This is a genomic window from Micromonospora sp. CNZ280, assembly GCF_011759515.1.
This window is the reverse complement of record NZ_JAAOYP010000004.1, coordinates 583,776-603,722: the sequence shown is the minus strand read 5'-3', so window position 1 is coordinate 603,722 and position 19,947 is coordinate 583,776. Positions and strand designations below refer to the sequence as shown.

At 70.3% G+C, this 19,947-nt stretch carries 18 protein-coding genes; 12 read left to right on the top strand and 6 right to left on the bottom strand.

Features of this window, described 5'->3' with window-relative positions:
* Positions 1-211: 211 nt before the first annotated feature.
* On the bottom strand, positions 212-2,674 hold the full coding sequence (locus FHX32_RS29910) for a helicase HerA domain-containing protein (RefSeq protein WP_167190636.1): 2,463 nt from the start codon (positions 2,672-2,674) through the stop codon (positions 212-214).
* 188 nt (positions 2,675-2,862) lie between these two features.
* On the opposite strand from FHX32_RS29910, the gene FHX32_RS29905 reads away from it, so the two are divergent.
* From FHX32_RS29905 to FHX32_RS29895, 3 genes are read left to right on the top strand one after another with little or no spacing between them, the layout of a single operon-like run.
* The gene (locus tag FHX32_RS29905) at positions 2,863-3,948 is read left to right on the top strand and encodes a tyrosine-type recombinase/integrase (protein WP_167191053.1); all 1,086 of its coding nucleotides are present in this window, start codon (positions 2,863-2,865) and stop codon (positions 3,946-3,948) included.
* A 4-nt stretch (positions 3,949-3,952) separates the two neighbouring features.
* Positions 3,953-4,270: a helix-turn-helix domain-containing protein gene (locus FHX32_RS29900; RefSeq protein WP_167185345.1), complete on the top strand. Its 318-nt coding sequence runs from the start codon at positions 3,953-3,955 to the stop codon at positions 4,268-4,270.
* Positions 4,267-6,039: a site-specific integrase gene (locus FHX32_RS29895; RefSeq protein WP_167190634.1), complete on the top strand. Its 1,773-nt coding sequence runs from the start codon at positions 4,267-4,269 to the stop codon at positions 6,037-6,039. The genes FHX32_RS29900 and FHX32_RS29895 overlap by 4 nt, the downstream gene beginning before the upstream one ends.
* Before the next feature lie 42 nt (positions 6,040-6,081).
* Here FHX32_RS29895 and FHX32_RS29890 read toward each other — a convergent pair whose 3' ends face one another.
* From FHX32_RS29890 to FHX32_RS29875, 4 genes are read right to left on the bottom strand one after another with little or no spacing between them, the layout of a single operon-like run.
* Positions 6,082-7,800: a TraG/VirB4 family ATPase gene (locus FHX32_RS29890; protein WP_167191050.1), complete on the bottom strand. Its 1,719-nt coding sequence runs from the start codon at positions 7,798-7,800 to the stop codon at positions 6,082-6,084.
* A 44-nt stretch (positions 7,801-7,844) separates the two neighbouring features.
* The gene (locus FHX32_RS29885; RefSeq protein ID WP_167190631.1) at positions 7,845-8,735 is read right to left on the bottom strand and encodes a PrgI family protein; all 891 of its coding nucleotides are present in this window, start codon (positions 8,733-8,735) and stop codon (positions 7,845-7,847) included.
* Positions 8,732-9,649, bottom strand: a complete 918-nt coding sequence (locus tag FHX32_RS29880; RefSeq protein WP_167190628.1) for a conjugal transfer protein TrbL family protein — start codon at positions 9,647-9,649, stop codon at positions 8,732-8,734. Before FHX32_RS29880 ends, FHX32_RS29885 begins: the two co-directional genes overlap by 4 nt.
* 12 nt (positions 9,650-9,661) lie before the next feature.
* Positions 9,662-9,946, bottom strand: a complete 285-nt coding sequence (locus FHX32_RS29875; protein WP_167190625.1) for a pilin — start codon at positions 9,944-9,946, stop codon at positions 9,662-9,664.
* 510 nt (positions 9,947-10,456) lie between these two features.
* On the opposite strand from FHX32_RS29875, the gene FHX32_RS29870 reads away from it, so the two are divergent.
* A complete protein-coding gene (locus tag FHX32_RS29870; RefSeq protein ID WP_363775214.1) occupies positions 10,457-10,924 on the top strand; it encodes a hypothetical protein in 468 nt (155 codons plus the stop codon).
* A 191-nt stretch (positions 10,925-11,115) separates the two neighbouring features.
* Here FHX32_RS29870 and FHX32_RS29865 read toward each other — a convergent pair whose 3' ends face one another.
* Entirely contained in the window at positions 11,116-11,886 is a 771-nt protein-coding gene (locus tag FHX32_RS29865) for a hypothetical protein (protein WP_167190623.1), read from the bottom strand.
* Between the two features lie 283 nt (positions 11,887-12,169).
* On the opposite strand from FHX32_RS29865, the gene FHX32_RS29860 reads away from it, so the two are divergent.
* The 8 genes from FHX32_RS29860 (at position 12,170) to FHX32_RS29825 (ending at position 19,918) form a co-directional block, all read left to right on the top strand.
* Entirely contained in the window at positions 12,170-12,745 is a 576-nt protein-coding gene (locus FHX32_RS29860; RefSeq protein ID WP_208419487.1) for a hypothetical protein, read from the top strand.
* The gene (locus tag FHX32_RS29855; RefSeq protein ID WP_167190620.1) at positions 12,738-13,580 is read left to right on the top strand and encodes a DNA methyltransferase; all 843 of its coding nucleotides are present in this window, start codon (positions 12,738-12,740) and stop codon (positions 13,578-13,580) included. Before FHX32_RS29860 ends, FHX32_RS29855 begins: the two co-directional genes overlap by 8 nt.
* 861 nt (positions 13,581-14,441) lie before the next feature.
* Positions 14,442-15,623 carry a hypothetical protein gene (locus FHX32_RS29850; RefSeq protein WP_167190617.1) on the top strand — a complete coding sequence of 394 codons (1,182 nt, stop codon included), beginning with the start codon at positions 14,442-14,444 and terminating at the stop codon, positions 15,621-15,623.
* A 41-nt stretch (positions 15,624-15,664) separates the two neighbouring features.
* The gene (locus FHX32_RS29845) at positions 15,665-16,675 is read left to right on the top strand and encodes a DUF4192 domain-containing protein (RefSeq protein ID WP_167190614.1); all 1,011 of its coding nucleotides are present in this window, start codon (positions 15,665-15,667) and stop codon (positions 16,673-16,675) included.
* A gap of 52 nt (positions 16,676-16,727) precedes the next feature.
* The gene (locus FHX32_RS29840) at positions 16,728-17,162 is read left to right on the top strand and encodes a hypothetical protein (protein ID WP_167190611.1); all 435 of its coding nucleotides are present in this window, start codon (positions 16,728-16,730) and stop codon (positions 17,160-17,162) included.
* Between the two features lie 98 nt (positions 17,163-17,260).
* A complete protein-coding gene (locus FHX32_RS29835) occupies positions 17,261-17,539 on the top strand; it encodes a hypothetical protein (protein WP_167190608.1) in 279 nt (92 codons plus the stop codon).
* A gap of 391 nt (positions 17,540-17,930) precedes the next feature.
* On the top strand, positions 17,931-18,626 hold the full coding sequence (locus FHX32_RS29830; protein WP_167190605.1) for a GGDEF domain-containing protein: 696 nt from the start codon (positions 17,931-17,933) through the stop codon (positions 18,624-18,626).
* Positions 18,623-19,918, top strand: coding sequence for an AcrVA2 family anti-CRISPR protein (locus FHX32_RS29825; protein WP_167190602.1), 1,296 nt, complete (start codon positions 18,623-18,625; stop codon positions 19,916-19,918). The genes FHX32_RS29830 and FHX32_RS29825 overlap by 4 nt, the downstream gene beginning before the upstream one ends.
* The last annotated feature ends 29 nt before the right edge of the window (positions 19,919-19,947 follow it).

Sequence of the window (19,947 nt, the reverse complement as noted above, 5' to 3'; positions counted from 1 at the left end):
CATAGATGGTCACCCCGTTGGAGAGGAAGTCCCGAAGGGAGTCTGGATGAGGAGGTCTTGGCCTCGGCCTTGGGGGCGGGCGGGTGTGGGCAGGTCAGGGCACTGACAGGGCGGGGACGGTGGCCTCGTGTGGGGGCTCGTTTCGTGGACACCCCCAAACGAGCCCCCGATGCCGCACCCCGCCGAGCCCTCGAACGAGCCGCCCCATTGATCACCGATCGCGGGCGTTCATGCGCCGCTTCATCGCCGTGCGAGCGAGTTGCTGCATCGGTGGCTCACCGGTGGTGCGGCTGTGGGCGGCGGCGCAGGCCTGCCGGATCGCGGTCGCCTCACCCACGACCGGAGCGGGCGGGTTGGTGGTGAAGGTGAACGCGGGCAGTTCCCGGTTGCCGACGAGCAGGCGGGCCGCGGCGGTGTAGACGTCGAGGTGGGCGAGGTCGTGCTCGTCCAGCTCGGGTCGGGTGTGCCGGGACAGCTCACGCGCGTCGGCCGGGTCAACGGTGAAGAACAGCTTCGACCGCGCGTTGGCCGACACCGCCGCCGCGACGTCCTTGGGTAGTTGCGCCAAGTCCTGGTGCGCCAAGACGAGGCCGAGGTGGAAGCCGCGCGCCTCGGCCAGCATGTCCCCGACGCTGCCCGGCAGCGTGAGGAAGTTCTGGCACTCATCGATGTAGAGGGAGGCGTCCTTTCGCTGGTCTTCGGCGATGGTGGCGCGGGCGATGGCCGCCTGCCACACCCGGGCGACGATCAGCGAGCCGAGGATGCGGCTGGTCTCCTCGCCCAGGATGCCCTTGGGCAGCCGACACAGCAGGACCCCGCCGTCGAGCACCGCGCCCATGTCGAATGACGAGTACGCGTTGCCGATCACGCTTTTGACGAAGTCCCGCAGCAGAAAGGCCCGTAGCCGGGCGAGGACGGGAGCAATCACCTGGCCTCGGAATTGATCGTTGATGCCGTCGTACCAGAGCCAGAACCCTCCGAGGCCGTCCGGGTCGTCCAGGCCGTGGGTGAACCTGCCCCGGAACTCCCGGTCCTGCAACAGCGACGGCACCAGACTCAGGGTCGGTTTCGCGTGCCGCATCAACGTCAAGCAGGCCACGCGCATGGTGTCGTCCATCCGTGGCCCCCACTGGCCGGCGAAGATCCTCGCGAAGATCCCCACCAGGTTGTCCACGGCCAGGTGGGGATCGCCGTGGTCGTCGAGAGGGTTGAAGCAGCCCGGGTTCTCCTGGTCCGGGTCGATGATCGTGATCTTCGTCGCGTACGAGGCGGGCAGGCGGTCGAGGATGTCGGTGATCAGGTCGCCGCGCGGGTCGATGACCACCGTGCCGCGTCCGGCTTTGATGTCGCCGAGGATCATGTTCAGCAGCAGGGTGGACTTGCCGACGCCGGTCTTGCCGACCACGTGCACGTGCTGTCGAGCGTCGGTCACCGTGAGGCCGATGCTGTGGTGGCCGAGCTGCGAGCGGCCCAGCACCTTCACGCCCCGTCCGCCGGAGGGCACCTGCACCGGCGCCGGCACGGCCTTGGCCCGCGCCCGGTCCAGACCCGGCACCGCCAGGTCCTGCGGTAGCGCCGCGAGGGCGGCGAGTTCCGGCACGGTGGCCAGGAAGCCGCGCCGCAACCTGCGACCGGCGATCGTCGCGACCGGCTGAGGCATCGTCATCAGCCGTAGCCGGTTCGGGCCGGTGTACGTGGCGGCCGCCGAGGCGATGCTGTGCCGAAGCGCGGCGAGACGCGAACGGACCTGTGCGGCCCGTAGCGGGTCCGGTGTTCTCGCTGGCTCGGCGGCCACGGCGAACCGGACCGCGATCTGGAAGTGCGGCACCCGCACCGCCTTGTCCACCATCGTGCGCGAGTCGGCGCCGGCTACCGGGTCCCGCTCGACCACCCGCTCTGCTGCGGCCCGGTTGCGGGGCTGGGACGGGCCGGGAGCGAACACATCGAGGAACCACACCAGGGGCTCGATGGCCAGCCGCGCCGCGCCCGACACGGCGCGGGTCACCGCATCGGGCTGCCCATGCGGATGGCGACTCGTAGCCGCCGCCGCCCGCCTCGCTGCTCGGACGCGGCGGGCGGGTGCTGGGCGGGCGAGGATCTGGACGCACGCATGTTCCCGGTGGCGGACCTCGGCGCCGGCGGCGAGCAGCGCCCGCAGCGGGTCGCTGTCGTGCTCGCTGCGCAGCGGCAGCCGGTCGGTGTGCTGCGGCCAGTGCGCCCCACCCATCTGCTCACCCACCGTGGGCGGGATCGGCGCGGCGGCGTCGGTGGCCGTCATCGTCGCGGCGGGCCAGGCCGCCCGGATGGCGGCCTCGACCGCGCCAGGCGGCACCGTCGCGGGAACCCACACCCGGATCGTCAGGGAGCGGCCTGTCCATGTGTACTCCCATCCGATGTGCGGGTAGCCGAACACCCTGCGCCGCCACAGAGATGGCGTCAGCACACCCATGACGGTGGTCCAAAACGCGGCGGCGGCCTCGGCGGTGACCTCCGGTGGGGCGGCGATGGTCAGCCACCGCGCGCCGGCCGCCATCCGCCGATGCCGCCAGGCGAGCACCTGGTCGCGGGCGAACACCACGCCGACGATCGCGGCGGCGGCGACGCCGGCCAGCCACGGCCGCGCGATGATCCACTGCCCGACCTCGGCTGGCCAGGTCGTCGGGGTGGCTGTCATTCGGCCTCCCCGATACCCGTTACCGGACTTGTCTGGAGTTCCTTGGGTCGCCCGGTGCGATGTTGGGGCCTTTGGTGAGCTTGTTGGTGGGGGTTTGGTTGCCGGGATCTTGTTGACTTGACGTCGGGATTCATGAACGATCTCCGATGTTCGTGGTGGTTGGTCGAGTTCTCGGATCCGAGGTGCTCATGGGGCTCGCGGCAGTGCGGTCGTTGCATGGGCCGCGGCGCCTTGCGACGGATCAGGATGCGGAGGACTTTGAGCAGGAGTTGGTGGATCAGTTCCTGCTGTCCGGCGTTGCTGCCGGTTCGTGCGACAGCACGGTGTCGGCGGACCGGTATGCGTTGTTCGAGTTCATCCGCTTCCTGGGGCGTCCGGTGTGGACGGCGCAGGCGAGTGATGCCGACAGGTTCCTGGCGCAGCAGCGGTCGCTGGGGCGGGCCCGGTTGACGGTGGAGCACAAGGCCAGCTCGGTCGGCAGGTTCTTCGACTTCGTCGTCGAGCGTTATCAGGGCGACATCGTGGCGTTGACCGGTGTGGTCGTGGCGCAGGTGATCGATGAGTTCAACAGGCCGGGCCGCTCGGACTACGGGGCTGCCCGGGTGCCGCCCAGCGAGGACGAGATCGATGAGCTTTTCGGTGCGTGGCGTGATTGGTTGCCGAGCGCCCGTAAGTATTTGCCGGCGGCGCGGTGCTATCTGGCGGCGTCGTTGTGGCGGCGGGTGGGTTTACGGATCCAGGAAACGCGGATGCTTGACCTTCGGGACTGGCGCAGAGATCTGGGCGAGTTCGGGTCCGTGCACGTGCGATTCGGTAAGGGCAGCCGTGGGCGGGGCCCGAAGACGCGGTTGATACCGGCGATCAACTCGGCGGGGGCGCTGCTGGATTGGTGGATAGCCGATGTCCGGCATCAGTTCGGTGATGACTACCAGCGCCTCGATGCGCCGCTGCTGCCGACCGAGCGTCAGCCGGACCCTGTGACCGGGTTGTGCCGCCGGGCTGGTGATCAGGTGTTGCGTGACGGGCTCGCGGAGGCGGTGGCGCGGTGGCTGCCGCAATGGAAGGGCCGGCTGACACCGCATATGTTGCGGCATTTCTGCGCGTCGTCGTTGTATCGCCAGGGCGTCGACCTGAAAGCGATCCAGGAACTGTTGGGCCATTCCTGGTTGTCGACGACGACGCATTACGTGCATGTGCCCGCGCAGCACGTGGAACGGGCGTGGGTCGCGGCGAACGAGCGGACCGCGGCGCGGCTCGCGGGGTTGGGAGGCTGAGAACATGCGGTGGAATTTGCGGCTGCGCGCCGCCGAGAAAGGCATTTGGAAGTCCACCGAGATGCGTCGGCTCTTGGCCGAAGCCGGTCTGGAGATCAGCTCGGGGAAGATGTCCGGGCTCTGGACCGGAACCCCGACAACCATCCGGCTCGATGACCTGGACGTGATTTGCGCGGTCCTCGACTGCAGCCCGGCCGAGTTGCTGATCCGCGAGCCGGAGAAGGTCGCGGCGCGGCGGCCGCGCCGCGAGCAGGCGGTCGGTGAACAGTCACCCACTCCGGTGGTCCGGCTGGGCCGGCAACGCAGCACACCGCCGGCATGACGCGGCGTCTCAAGCCGTGCACGGTCTGCCGGGTCCGGCCGCCGGCGATGCGGGAGGTGCCGTTCTGCTTCCAGTGCTGGCCCGGCGGCCCGGTCTGTCCGCCGCCCTGCCGGCGATGCGGCTCGGCCGAGGACTACTACACCAGCGGCTTGTGCGCCCGCTGCCATCGGCACGCCCCCGGCCAGCGGTCGCCGGTCTGGCGAGAAGCCGGCCCGCTGGCCAGCACATCAGTGATCATTGACTCCTGCCCATACTGCTTCGGGTGGGGTGTCACCCGAACCTACGGCTGGCAGTGCGCGGCCTGCCGCAGTTGGGCGGAGAAGTTCCCGCAGCTCGGGGATTGCCCGACCTGCCGGCGGCGCACCCACCTCGGCGAAGCCGGACACTGCCGGCTCTGCTTCCGGCAACGCAGTATGATCGCCCGTCTGCACGGCGAGCGTCCCGACCGGGTGAGCATGGCCGACGCCAACCGCCACGGTCAGCAGCTGTTCTTCGCCGGCATGTGGACCGGATCCGGGCCCCGCAAGCCCTACGTCAAGACGACCGTCGCGGCCGACATGAGCTTGCTGCGTCCGGTCGGGCATCGCCAGCTCGTCTTCTTCGACGCCCACCGTGACCTCGCCGCCCATCCCGGCCTGCAGCTGCTGCCACCACCGCTTCCCGGTCTGGAAGCGGCCCTGATGCAGTTCGTCGGTGACCACGCCCGCCGCCACGGCTGGCCCCAGGGCAAAACGGAGAAGACCCGCCGCGGCGTGCGGATCATGCTCGCGATCCAGGACACCCCGGGCGCGCCGATCCGGCGCAGTGACGTCGCACTGCTGAGCCGGATCAAACACTCCGCCCAAGTCGTCGCGGACGTCCTGCACGAGGCAGGCATGCTCGAGGAAGACCGCACCCCCGCGATCGAGCGATGGTTCCTGGCCGCCACCGGCGACCTGCCCGCACCCATGCGCGACGAACTCGGCACCTGGTTCGATGTCATGCGGCACGGCTCGGTCACCGCCCCGCGACGGCGCCCTCGGCACGACGGCACCACCGGCACCCAGCTGCGGTGGGCGTTGCCCGCCATCCGCCACTGGGCCACCGACCACCAGTCCCTGTGCGAGATCGACGCCGAGCACGTCCACGCGGTCCTGCCCGCCGGCGGCACACCACGCGCCACCATGCTGCAAGGCCTCCGGTCGATCTTCCGGATCCTCAAGGCCCGCAAGGCCGTCTTCGTCAACCCCACCGCCAGGATCCGGAACCCCTCCAACATCAAGACCGCGCCGATTGCCATCGACCTCGCCCAGGTCCGCGCGAACCTCGTCGACGGACGCCCCGCGACCGAAGCGCTCACCGCCTTGCTCGCCTTCCACGCCGTGCGCATCTACCAGCTCGCCGAGCTGAAACTCACCGACCTGCACGACGGCCGGCTGCACATCAACAACCGCGTCATCCTGCTCGCCGAACCCGCCCGAGGCCGCCTCAACACCTACCTCGAGCACCGGCACAACACCTGGCCGACCAGCGTCAACCCGCACATGTTCATCCACGCCCGCAACTGGACCAACGCCCGGCCCTGCACCAACTGGTGGATCCGCAAACAACTCGGCACGTCCGGTGACCGCATCCGCCAAGACCGCATCCTCGACGAAGCCCACGCCAACGGCGGCGACATGCGCGCCCTCTGCGACCTGTTCGGCCTGTCGATCGCCGGCGCCGCCCGTTATGCCAGCACCGTCAACCAGATCACCGAACACGACGCACCCACGACTTCGCCGAACTGACCCTCCATGACCCAACCAACGCTCGAACATCCCGGAGTTCCCTCACAAATCTCCCTGAGAATCCGTGAACTCCAGGCCAGTAACGGCGATCCGATGCTCGGCGGCCGACCCCACGCTGCGGAAGGGGATCCGCGATCGACCGGCGACGAGCAGGCCCTCGCCCCTGGGCGCCGACAGGAGCAGCCTGGACTCGCCTGCGGTCAGGCTGAACGCCTCGCTCACCGCGTCAATCGACTGCGTGGACTGGCGCATCAGCACCTGCGTCGCGGCGTTGGACACCACGGCGAGACCGAGGTCGGTCGAGAGCACGTCGGCGGCGTCCTGGGTGATGACGCACAGCCCAGCGAACCGCTTGCGGGCGGCCTTGGCCATCCGAAACAGGAACCGGCTGCCCTCGCCGTCGCGCATCAGCAGCCAGGCCTCGTCGACCACGACGAGCTGCCGCCGCCGGCGGGCGCCGCCGGTGGGAGCGTCGATGCCCGACCAGATCGAGTCCAACGCCAGCAGCGTGCCGACGGTGCGCAGCTCGTCGGGCAGGTGCCGCAGCGACCAGACCATCAGGTGACCGCGCGGGGTGGTGGTGGTCGGCCCGTCGAACAGGCTGGCGAAGTTCCCGACCGTCCAGGGGGCGAGCCGGGCGGCGAGCTGCCCGGCGGCCAGGTCTCCGTCAGCGGCGAGCACCTCGGCCAGGTCCCGCAGCAACGGCGCGGGTTTGGTCCACGTGGCCGGGTCGGCGTTGATCCCCGCCTTGGCGTAGGTGGCGGTGATCGCCCGATCGAGGGCCGCCCGCTCGGTCGGCGGTGGTGGTGCGCCGAGCATGACCGAAATGAGGGTGTGCAGGTACAGGCCGCGCCGGGTCAGCGTGTCGGGCCGGTTGTCCGCGGGCAGATCGAGCGGGTTGATCCGGACGTCTGGCTGTCCGAGTTGCACGACGGTGCCGCCGACGTGCTCGGCCAGGGCGGTGTACTCGTCCTCCGGGTCGATCACGCTGACGGTCGTGCCCTGGTACAGGTTGCGCAGCACCTCCAGTTTGACGAAGTACGACTTCCCGGCGCCGCTGCGCGCCAAGACCACGCTGTTGTGGTTGTCCTGCGCCCACCGGTTCCACAGCAGCACGCCGTTGCTGGTGGTGTTGAGCCCGTAGAGCACCCCATCGGGTGGGCAGACGGTGCCGGGCGCGGGGGCGGCGAGGTCCGCCGAGGCGAGGGGGAACGCTGCCGCGAGGGCGGTGGTGTCGAGGATGCGGAGCATCCCCAGCGGGTCCACGCCGACCGGCAGGGTGCAGATCCAGCCCTGCTGGTGGCGGAACGTCGCCGGCTGCAGGTCCAGCAGCACGCTGGCGGCGGCGGAGCGCACGCCCGCGGTGACGGTGGCGAGTTCGTCGAGGGTCCGGGCGTGGATGGTGACGTAGATGCCGACCTCAAACAGCTTCGCCGCGCCGCGGGCGACGCGTTCGGCGAGGTTCGCGGCGTCGGCTGCTGCCGCCTCGACCATCGGGTCACCCAGGCGGCCCTGGTCGGCGTCCAACCGGCGCGACGATTCCAGGCGGGAGCGTTGGCGCTTGAGCATCGGCGCGGCCACCTGTGGTGCGACGGGGTTCAGGTGGACCGCGACGTCGACCCGTGCGGGGTAGGACAGCAGCGGGGTGAGCCACGCGGGGCCGACCTCGGCCGGGTATCCGCACACGGCGTAGGTGGCGGCGTAGCCGTTGCCAACCTGCACGTGCCAGGGGGTGACCGACAGGGCGGCGGGGGAGGGCATGCCCTCCCCCGCCGCGATCCTCTTCTTCTTCGGCGTCAACAGGTTCACGATGTGCTCCGGAAGGTGATCGGGGCGCCGGGTACCGCGCGGGGGCCGGGCACCGGTGGGGAGAAGGGGTCGACCGCCGCCGCGAGGGCGGCGGCGACGGCTGGTCCGTCCAGCGCGGTGGCTTCGACACCGAGGCCGGACAAGGCCCGTACGGCGGTGTCGCCGGCGTGCTCGCCGGTGACGACCGCGAGGACCTGCCGGCGCAGCGGATCGCGCTGACTGTCGAGGTCGAGCAGGAACTCGGCGTAGTCGCCGGCGGCGGCCTGCAACGCCGGGTGCGGCAGGCGTGGTGCGTGGTCGGCGGTCGCTTGCGCGTACGCGGTCAGGTCGTGCCGCTGGGTGGCAACGACGATCTGCGCCGGGCCGGTCAGGCTGTTGAGGAACCGGCCGAACCCGTCCAGCAGCGCCTCTTGCTCGCTGCCGGTGCGCAGGTGGATGTTCGTGGTGCCGCAGGCGATCAGGACGCGGTTCGTGCCCTCGCAGGTGAGGACGCCGGTCGGGCTGACCGCCGTGACCGGGGAGCGCAGCGGCGCCGGGACGCTCGGCGTGCCGGTCACGGCCGCGACCGTGCTGGCTCGGGGCTTGCCCGGTGCGAGCTGGCGAGGGCTGCGGGACAGGGCGAATCCGTGCCGCAGCCACACATCCAGCGGCAGGCCGTCACGGCGGCCGAGCGCCACCACGATCGCGCCAGCGAACACGATGACTCCGGCGATGATCCACGCGATCGGTGGGAGCAGGTGCCCGACGGTGCGGTAGATGCCGGTGCCGGCCAGGCCGACACCGCCGATGATGCCGAGCTGCCGGAACGTCAACCCGAACGCGATGCGGTCCGGCTCGTTGACGTTGGCCGGTACCACGGCGCGCGGGGTGGTGTCGTCGTGGGTCATCGCCCACCTCGCATCGCGGTACGGGCGAATCGGCCAAGCGGCAGGCGGCGGGTGACGCCCTGGATGACCACCGTGCGCAGCAGAAGCCCGCCGGTGTTCGGCGATCCCTTGCGGGTCGTGTACCGGCGCATCATCGCGGGGATCTTGACCGTGACCCAGAGGACAACGATCACCAGCAGCAGGTTGAGCGTGTCCGAGCCGGGCAGGCCGAGCAGGATCGGCAGGTTCGACTCCGGGTCGATCACCAGGTTGATGCCCGCCGAGAAGGTGACCGCCTGCAGCGTGGGTGTGGCCAGACAGCCCAGCAGGGTGCGCCACCACACCTCGGCGGCACCCTGCGTCCACGGGGTCGCGTAGCACGCGAGGGCCACCGGCGCGATCCCGGCCAGGACGACCAGCACCCCGATCCGCACGAGCCAGCTGCCGACGAGCATGAACATCAACACGACGATGAGCAGCCCGATGACCACCGTCAGCAGGGCGGCGCTCTCGTCGGCCATCGCCGATCGGATGCGCACCCGAGCGAAGGTGACGGCCTCGGTGGTCGGCGCCGATTCGCCGGCGAGCGCCACGGTCAACGCATTGGCGATGTCGATGACGGCGGCCGTCAGCGGCACCGCGAACGCCGACAGGACGAACCCGACGACAAGCCGGGGGATGAGGTGTTTGACGGTGTAGCGGGTCTCCACCGAGTCGCCGACCATCGTGGCGATGCCTGCGGTGATGATCGCGAGGATGAAGCAGGCGTTGACGACCAGCGCGCTCTTGCTGGCGATCGACTGGACCTGCGGCAGGACCGTGACGTCCGGTGACAGAAAGATGGAGGATGTCAGGAAGGCCAGCAGCCCGCCGAGAAGGTCGACGACCCTCTCGGCGAGCCAGCTGACCAGGCCGTTCATCAGCCAGATAACCATGACCCGGGCGCCTCAGCCGCCGAGGATGCCCTGCAGCACCTGCAGGATGACCGGGGACAGCACCGCGAGGGCATAGCCGATCAGCGCGGACTTGAAGTTGCCCTTCGCCTGCTCCACCTGGGTCGGGTCACCCCCGGCTGCCATGTAGCGCAGGCCGCCGATGACCAGGAACATCGTCGCGACCAACGCGATGATGCCCATGATCCAGCCGGTGATGTTGGCGATGACCTGGTTGATGCTGTTGGCCGCCATCGGCGCGGCGGCGAGGTCGGACAGCACGGAGAGAGTCGTCTGCATGGCGGCGCTCCACAAGGATCGGGGGCCGCCGCGGTGGGGACCAGGGCGAAGGGACCGGTGTGGTCCGGGTCGGGGGCGCTCCTCCCTTGCGTGGGGCGAAGGGATCGCGGTGTCAGGACGCCGCGCCAGCCATGCCGGACCAATGGGTCGCGCCGGGTGGTCCCCACCGGGCGGGCATGCCGTGGATGACATGCACCGCTCAGATCTCGACTGTCAGGCCGATCGAACCCGCCGCATGCCTGTCACGTCCTGACGAGACCGGTCAGCGCCTGGCATTGCCGCTGGAGAAGGCACGGGGTGGACGGCACGGAGGCGTCGTTCGTCCGAGACGGCGCCAAGCCGGGGGGCCGAATGCCAGGCGCCTCGAAACAGACTGGCGTGGGCATAGGCACGGCGTGCTCGTGGCGAGTGGCCATTGTGGCCAGTCGGATGGTGGCGCGACGACGCCAGTCGACGGTAGGCATGGAGCGTGAAGCGTGATCAAGCTGACGGCGACACGGTGCGGGGTGCGTGCAGGCAGCCCGCCGCCGCGCGGTGCTCGGCGCTCCGGTCGAGGTGGCCGCGGTGACGGGATATGGGCGCGACGACGACGAGTGGGACCAGCTGACCGAAGCCGGCCTGGCATTTCTCATCGAGCGGGCACGGCTGGAGAAGACGACGACGTACACCGAGCTCAATGCCACGCTCTGCCGCCGGACCGGCTTGCGCGGATTCGACTTCGAGCAGGACAGCGAGCGTGCCGCCATGGGGCACCTGCTGGGGTTGATCGTGGATCGTAACCGTCCGACAACCCAGCTCATGATCTCCGCGTTAGTGCAGTACCTGAACGCCAATGACGCCGGTCCGGGGTTCTATGCGTTGGCGGTCGAGCTCGGCATGCTGCCGCCTCGCCCATCAGCCTCAGCGAAGCAGGAATTCTGGATCCGGCAGCTCAACGCCCTATACGCCTTCTATGCGACCGGCCGCCGCAGCGCCTGACCTGTGACGATGCCCGTCGGGGAAGCCCTGCACGACCCGGCGGGCCCGGCCACCGTAGTCGGCCGCAAGGCTGCGCAGATGACGAAGAGTTCCTTCGGTTGGCGGACAACGTCGCCGCCGTCACAGCCATGGGCTAGCAGCATCCCGATCCTTCGCGGCCCGCGTGCTGCCATGGGTATGCCGACAGACTGTCAGCCTGCGATGGCGGTCGCGCGGTGACCGGGGATCGGGCCGGACAGGTCGCCGCGCACCACGGCGGCAGCCACGACACGCTCGGCGCGGCGGCGCCGCATCCGCAGGGCCGACGCGGTGACGCCCTGCTCGGCGGCCAGTTGCTCGATCAGCGCGTCGCCGAAGCGGGTCGCGCTGATCAGCTCGGCGGCGTCGGCGGTGATCAGGCCGGCGGCGGCTGCCCGGCCGAGCAGCAGGTCCGGATGCCCGTAGGGCATCCGCGGCGACCGTGACCCGGCGGGCAGGTCCAGGGGGAGTTCCTCGCCGTCGTCGGCCTTGACGACCGCCATGCCTGAACGCCAGGCGGCCCAGCACAGCCGCAGCCACAGCCGGGGCGGAGCCAGGTCCGCGGTGCGCAGCGCGTGGAGGAACCCGGCGAGGACTTCGGAGTCGACGTCGTCGGCGTGCCGGGCCCGCCCGCGGGTGATCTTCGCCGCGAGGTGCGTCAGGGCGGGCAGCGCGACGCCGATCGCGCCGACGACCCAGGCCGGTCCCCACTCGCGGGCGTGGTGGGCCAGTTGCCGCCACAGCTCGTCCGTGGTGTTGCTGTCGTACCGCTGAAACAGCAGCAGCGTGCGCAGCTCGTCCAGCGGCATCGTCGCATCCGGCAGGCCCGGTATCGGGCGGGCGTCGAACACCAGCGGCGCGGGTTCGCAGGTCAGCAGCACGAACGCCGTCTCGGCGGTGGTCAGCGCCGTGTCGGTCGCCCTGGCATGGGTTGTCGTTGCCATGGTGATGTCCCCCTCGGCGTGGGGCGCGTCGCCTGATGCGACGGCCTCGAGGCCCTCGATTGGGACAGTCCCACCTGACACCGCAGACCGTTGCCAGACGAGGACAGGCCGTGTCCGCCTCTGTCAGGTTCACCGCCGTCAGGACGGTCCGGGCGCGGGCTGGCTGGGCTGTTGGGCGGTCGGGGTGACGGGTTCTGTCAGGTCGGTGTGGGTTCGATCGGCCTGTCAGCGGCGCACTAGGGATCGTCAGGACGCCCTGCCGGTCCCGGGGGCCACCGTGCCCATGACCGAGACACATCCACGCCGCGCGCCGATCCCCGTGGGAGACCTGGTGCCCGGCGACCCGCCCGTGCCGATCACCGTCTGGCCGGTCCCCGCCCCACAGCAGGGCGAGACCATGTCCAACGCGATGGGCGTGCGGCTGGTCCACAACCTCACCCACCCGTCCGATCTGATCATCGACCTGGCCGTGGGGCCGCAACTGGCCCGCGCGGTCATCGCCGCGCACCGCCGCAGCCACCTACACACGCCCCGGCATGTCGGCTGGGGCCGGGAGGCAGCGACCCTGATCGTCACCGGATGGCCGGCCGACGACGCTGCCCCACCCGTCGACTTCTTCGCCCGATGCCACGCCACCCTCGCCCCCGGCGGCTGCGTGGCAGTGCTGCTGCCACACGGCGACGTCATCGCACCCGTCGACGTCGTCATCGCCGCGAAACGGGCCAGGCTGGCGTACCTGCAGCACATCGTGGCGGCCGACCGACTGCCTCGGCGTGGCCGGCGGGCGCAGCTGGACATTCACACCGACGTGCTGATCCTGACCCGCAGCGTGACGCAGACCAGGGGAGCCGATGGCTGACTCGCTGCCGGTCACCTCGGTGTCGCTGACCTGCCAGCAGCCCGCCCGGGACCAGCGGCGCGGCCGCTACGTCCCGCAGACCTCCAGTCATCCCGGGAAGATGCTGCCGCACCTGGCCGTGCACGCGATCAGCTCCTACACCGCGCCGGGGGACATGGTGTTCGACCCAATGTGCGGGTCCGGCACCTCGCTGGTCGAGGCGATGCACCTTGGCCGGCAGGCGATCGGGATCGACGTCGAGCCCCGGTTCACGCAGTTGGCTGCCGCCAACGTTGCCCTCGCCGCGTCGCAGGGTGCTGCCGGCACGGCGCAGGTGCACACCGGCGATGCTCGGGGCCTGCTCGACATGGTGCCTGCGTCCGCGGTCGGTCGGGTGAGCCTCGTGCTCACCTCCCCGCCGTACGGACGCGGGACTCACGGCCTCGTGCACACGACGAGTACCGGGATACGCAAACGGGCCCATCACTATGGGGACCGGGAACGCGGCAACCTCGCCTATGCCGGATGGTCCCGGTTGCTCGACGGGTTCGCCGTCATCCTGGCCGCCAGCTACCAACTGCTGCGTCCCGGCGGGACCGTGGTGATCACGTGCCGACCGGTACGCCGCCAGCGGGACGACTTGATCGACCTACCGGGCGAGCTGCTGGCCGTCGCCCAGTCGGTCGGGTTGGTACCGGTGCAGCGGTGCGCGGCGATGCTCGCCGCCGTCCGTGACGGGCAGATCGTGCACCGCGCCAACATGTTCGGACTCCTAGCCGTCCGCCGTGCCAGGGACGAGGGCATCCCCGTGCACCTGGTGGCGCACGAGGACGTGTTGGTCCTGCGCCGTTGTTGACCGATGGCCGGGACGGTCAGGATCCTGACGCCGCCGCACGTCCGAAGCCGGACGGTTGCCGACGAGCGGTCGGCGCTATGGCCGCCCGGCTCGGGGCACGAGGTGTTCACGACCACTGTCTGCCACGCCCAATCCCCGGGCTGGCGCGGTGACGGCCAGACAGTGGTCGCCCCGCCCGGCTCGCCGGTCACCACCTGCCCCGGCTGGCGGGGGAGTGCGATCCAGAGCACAGCGGGACCGGGCGCCTCGATCGGGGCGATGAGTCCCCAGGCCCGTGTCCCGCCGCCGGTTGTGCGGAGCGGTACGCGGCAGCTGCCGCTATCCGCAATGTCCTGCGGTCTTCTACCGCTGCGGTGAGCGGACCTGACAGGAGCGCGGGCATCGCCGGGCTGTCAGGTTCTGCCAGGAGACCGAGCCTGACAGCCCGGCCGCCGGGACTCCCGGCGCGACTAGCCTGAACGCTCACCTTCTTTTATGTGCTTGTGATCTGACGCCTCGCGCGACGGCATCGCGCCCACCATTTTCGGTCGGCAGCCGCCGCCAAGCCTCGGATCCGGCACCCACACACCCACGCCCGTCGCCCCACGCGACCAGGGAAGCGGCATCCCAATCCCGTCAGGCGGCCACCACCCCGGTGGCCGCTTTCGTCATGTCCGAAGGAGGACAGATGCGTCACCTGACACACGGCGACATCCGCGCCGGCCACCGCACCGCCACCCCGCCCGACCACCCCAACGGTGCCGCCGCCCTCGCCGGAGACAACAGCGGAGCCCGTCCGGCTCACCTCACGGCACCGGCTTTCTGCGTCGAATCCGTCACGGCCACCCACCGGCCCGGCGCTGGCGATCGGGCAGCGCAGCGATGACCGACGAGAGCCTCGCCCAGCAGATCCGCGCCCTGCACGCCGAAGCGATCGCCGCCATCGAGCAGCGGCAGGCCCTGGCCGTCGACGCCCGATCCGCACTCATCACCGCGCTACGGAACAGGCTGATCTGCAGGCCCGGCTGCGAGGACGCCCTCGCCACCTGGGGTCTGGAACCGCTGCCGCAACGATGGACCATCACCGCCGACGCGCAGCTGTCGTACACGCGGTCGCACACCAACCACGACGAAGCCCGCGAGCAGGCCCGCTTCGGCGTACCAGACGACCTACGCCTACTGCAGCCAGCGATAGCGGTCTACCCGCGACACGTCATCGACGTGACACCCGTGAACGGAATCGACCAGCCGGGGCCGCAGGAGTACCGCATCACCGCGCAGGTCACCCTCCACACCTGGGTCACAGCGACCCGGGAAGCCGACGCCTACGAAGCCGCACGCGCGATCCTCGAGGGCCACCTGCGCGTGCTGGCAGACGCCGGCATCACGGTGACCGGGCTGACGTGGCAGACCGCCCACGGCCCCGACGACGTCCCGCACGACGACGTCGACGCCGACACGCGAAGCGTGGACGGCGCGGCACAGCTGACCGACCTCGCAGGCGACCTCACCGCGGCGACGGCCGCCCGTGACGCGGCGGTGCAGGCCCTCGCCGACCTGCGGCGCCGCATCCGCGCCCGCGCGATCCGCGCCCTGATCGACGACGAGATCGGTGGCATCTATCAGCACACCGCCGAGCGGATCGACCGGTTCCTGGTCGATCTCGGGCTCGACGGGCTGCCGCGGGCGCACCACGTCACGGTGGTCGCCGACCTGACGCTGCTGGCCGGCGCCGGCACCGTCCGGGAAGCCTGCGACGCGGCACGAGACGTGATGCGGGCGGCCACCACCAGCAGCCCGGACGAGACGCGGCCGTGGACCGCGTACGGCTGGACCACCCCCGAGTACGCCACCTGCGACCACGACGGTTGGCGGATTCCGTGGCGGCACGAATACGAGATGCAGCTGCGCGGCCACGCCACCTCCGACGACGCGACGGCGGCCGCCGAAGCCCTCGCCCGCGCGGACCTGACCCGGGCGCTGCCCGGCATCGACCTGGTCACGGTGACCGCCGCCGTCGAGAACGTCGGTATCGACCTCTACCTGGACCCCGAGCGCGACTGAACCCGTCACCTGCCGACCTGAGACCCGCTTTGGAGATCATCATGTCGTTTCCCGACAACAAGCTGACCGTGCGATCCCCAGCCGACCTGGTGACCGCGGTGCCCTACCTCCTCGGCTTCCGACCTGACGACGGCAGCATTGTCGTGATCGCCAGCAGGGACCGCCGGATTGTCTTCGCCGCCCGCAGCGACCTGCCCGCCCCCGGCGCCCCCGCAAGCCACCTCCTCGACCTCACCGCCAACCTGGTCCCGGTCGTGCGACGGCAGCAGCCGATCACTCACCTCATCCTCGTCGGATACGGAGACGCCGACCACCTTGACCCGGCACTGCACACCCTCGGCGAGGCGTTCACCGAAAGCGGCATGACCGTCCGGGACCTGCTACGGGTCACCGGCCGCCGGATCGTCAACCTCACCTGCGACAACCCGGCCTGCTGCCCACCGCAGGGAACCCCGTTCGACCCCACCGCCTCACTCGTGGCCGTGCAGGCAACCGCCGCCGGGCTGGTCGCACTACCGGACCGGGCAGCCGTGGCCGCCCGGTTCGCGCCCGTCGACGGTGCCGCCCGCGACCGCATGCGCGACGCCACCCGTGCGGCAGCCGACCGCCTGACAACACTGAACGCCGCCGGCGGCACGCGCATGGACGCCGCCGGCGCGCAAGCGGTCCGCGATGCGCTGCGACAACACGACGGCGGCAACCGACTCACCGACGACGAGGTGGCCTGGCTCACCCTGCTCCTGACGCGGCCATCGGTGCGGGACCTCGCCGTCGACCTCACCCAGCCGCACGACAGGCACATCACGTTCTGGGCCGAGGTCACCCGCCGCGCCGAGGAGCCGCTCGTTCCGGCACCGGCCACCGTGCTCGCCGCAACCGCGTGGCGGTGCGGTGACGGCGCTCTGGCCGCCCTGGCAGCAGACCGCGCCCTGCAGGTCGACCCCACCTACCAGCTCGCCGACCTGCTGCGGCAGGCGCTGCACGCCGGACTACCGCCATCGGTGTTCCAGCAGGCATTCACCACCGGCCGAACCAACCCCGCAACCGAGTAGCCGAAACCGCCCACCAACAGGAGGAACAAACACGATGGATTCCACTCGCAGCATGCTGCTCGTCCTCGCCAGACAGGCTGAAGAAGCCCGGCTGCGCTGGAACGCCGAACGCGCCGCCGTGCGGGCTCGCGGCGCAACCCTGGCCCGCACCGAGGCGTACGCCCACCACGTCCAGGCCAACCTGTGCCTGATCACCGCCATCGGCGCGGCGAACCTGCCAGCGACCTTCCGCATCTACGACATCACGCTATCCCGCGACCCCCTCGCCGCAGCCGAGCAACTGCGTCAGCTCGTGGTCGCCTACGACCACAGCGGCCCGATCGAGGCCGCACACGAGGCAGCGCGCCTGGCCTACAAGACGGCACTCGCCGAACCCGTCACCGCACAGGAACAGCAGTACATCGACCTGCTCGCCGGCCTTCCCACCGCCCGCCGCGACAAGATCGTCGAACTGGCCGAGGAACGCGCCCGCCACCCCACGGCATGAGACGGCGACCACCGGCCCTCCGTTGCCGCCCGCACGGCCACCCGATCATGGCGCCTCTCACCCAAGGGGTTCGGCCGCACACCCCTCCGAAGGAACCGATGAGCGTCTACACCCTCACACCCAGACCCGGCTTCGAGCGCTACACCATCCAGCTCGGCTGGAACCCACACCGCACCTACTTCGCGACCGTCGTCGACGTCGCCTGGGACCCCGTCACCGACCACGACAACCCACCCGACAAGGTTCGCATCGGCCTGGTCGAGACGATTCTCGACCCCACCGAGGTGCTCCTGGCCGTCGAACCCTACGCCGACATCCCGGCTGACCTGGCCACCACACTGCGCGCCGACCAAGCCGCGCACCCCGTGCGCCGCTAACACCAACACCGGGTGCCCGCCGTCGCACCGACACCAGCGGCCGCATCGCACTCGCAGATAGCACCTTGTGGTTCACCGGCCGTCGTCCGGCGCTCCTCGCGGCACGGCGCTCGGGCTATCCGAGCACGGGCAAGGGCGCCACGCCCCGATTCCACCGACACATCACGGCGCAACGGAGCACCCACGGCTCGCTTCCCGTGGCCACATCACCTGAATCAGCCACGCCGACACGGCGCCTCCGACACCGAGGTAGCCGCGGTCGTGCCGCGAACCGAGCGGCACAAGAAGGAAGAACGGCCCGCCACACGGCGGGCCGTCGTCGCATCCAGGACCCGGGACGCCGCGCCTGCGAAACGTCGCGTCCCGGGTTCTCCAGTAATGGAGGACTCCAGTGTCCCTACCACTGATCATGATCGCCACCGAGTTGGTGGCGTTCACCCTCGGCGGCCTCACCATGTGGCCATTCATCCACCAACTCCGCAACCGACTCGACGACGCCACCTGGCAGCTGCAGCACGACCCGGTCACCGGCATGCTCAACCGCGCCGGCCTGCACGCCGCACACGCCACCCTCACCGGCGCCGACACCGCCGGACCCATCATCGTCGTCCTGATCGACCTCGACGACTTCAAGCCGGTCAACGACACCCACGGCCACGACCGGGGCGACGACGTCCTGGTCGCGATTGGCGACCGTCTCGTCGACATCGCCGCACTCCACGGCGGAACCGCCGGGCGGCTCTCCGGCGACGAGTACGCGGCACTGCTACCCGCCCGCACCGACGACCTGGCCCGCATCGGCGACACCTTCGTCGCCCTGATCTCCGAGCCCGTCGAACTCACCGCGGACGGCAAACCCCTCACGGTCACCGTCACCGCCAGCGTCGGCCTGGCGCTCGCCGACACCACCGACCCGTTCGACGAGGTGGCCCTACGCCGCGCCGACATCGCCATGTATCACGCCAAGCACAACGGCCGGAACCGCCACGCCGTCTACGAGCCGGGCATGGGGATGCCCGCGGCCGGGCATCGTCGAGGACCTCGCCTTCGCGACCGTCAGCAGCTCACCGACGAGGTGACGGCATGACGGCCGCGCCCGAGGAGATGGCCTGCCAGATCTGCCTCTCCCCACTGAACACTCTCGGTACACCACCCACCTACCTGCACCCGATCCAACTCGCCACAGACGGACACGAACCAGTGCCGGTCCCGGTCAGCGAGCTCGACACCGTGCAGCGGACCTGTGACTTCTGCGGAGATCCGTACCCGACGTGGACGCTCGTCGGTGGCGACATCGCGGCCGTCGCGATCGGCACCGCCGGGGAACTGGTGCAGAACTTCGGCCAGGCATGGGCGGCGTGCGCGACGTGCCAGACGCACATCGACGACGGCAGAAACGACAAGGTCGTCGACCGAGCGGTGCAGGCGCTCGGCCGCGGCAACCATCCCGAAGCACGAGAGCGCATCCAGCAACTGCACACCGCGTTCCTGAACACCCGGCTCCCGGGACGAACGCTCATCACAACGACCGCCTGGCCAGTCACCGCCATCAGCGCACGAGACCTACCAAAGGTGCGCGACCGGCTCACCCACTTCAACCGCGCTGGCGACAACCTCCCCTTCGCGTGGGTCACCACAGACCAACGTCGACAGATCGCCGACGGCCTCGACCGATCAGCCTTGTACTGGATCGACAGCGACTTCACCGACCTGGCCGAGTACGCCGCCCAGAAGTCCCCCGACGCCATCATCAGCCGGGACCTCATGCCCGCCACGGATGGACTGCTCGTGTGGTCACGGCCGGTGACCCGCCGACAGATCATCGCCGCATCCTGGACCACCAACAGCGATGGCTGGCAAATCATCAACTACCGCACAATCGGCGGGGGACTGGACGGCAAACCGCTCCAGCGACTACGCGAACAGGTCGGTTGGCTCGCCCCCATGAGCTCCGGCCAGGTCCACGAACAGCACCTGCTGCCCGGCGACGACCCAGCCGCGCCGCTGGTCGCAACATGGCTGCTGATCGCACAGCAAGCCGCCGAAATCACAAACGCAAACCTCGACAAAGCCGTACGCAAGACCTACGCCCGCACCAACCGCCCCGCACCAGAGGTTCGGATCGTGCGCATCCGCGCCAACCGCGGCACCACACCGCCCAGTACGCGATCGGCGCCTAGCGACGCAGGACGCTCTCAGACCAGCCGGTTCTGGGTGTCTGGCCACTGGCGCAACCAACCATACGGGCCGGGCCGAACGCTACGCCGTCCCGTCTACATCAGCCCTTTCCTCAGGGGCCCAGAGGAGGCGCCGATCAAACTCAGCACCACCGTTCGCATGCTCAGCAGCCACAAGCCGAAGCCTGAGGATCATGACTAGCTTGCGGTGACCAGGTCGTGGCAGGGGCT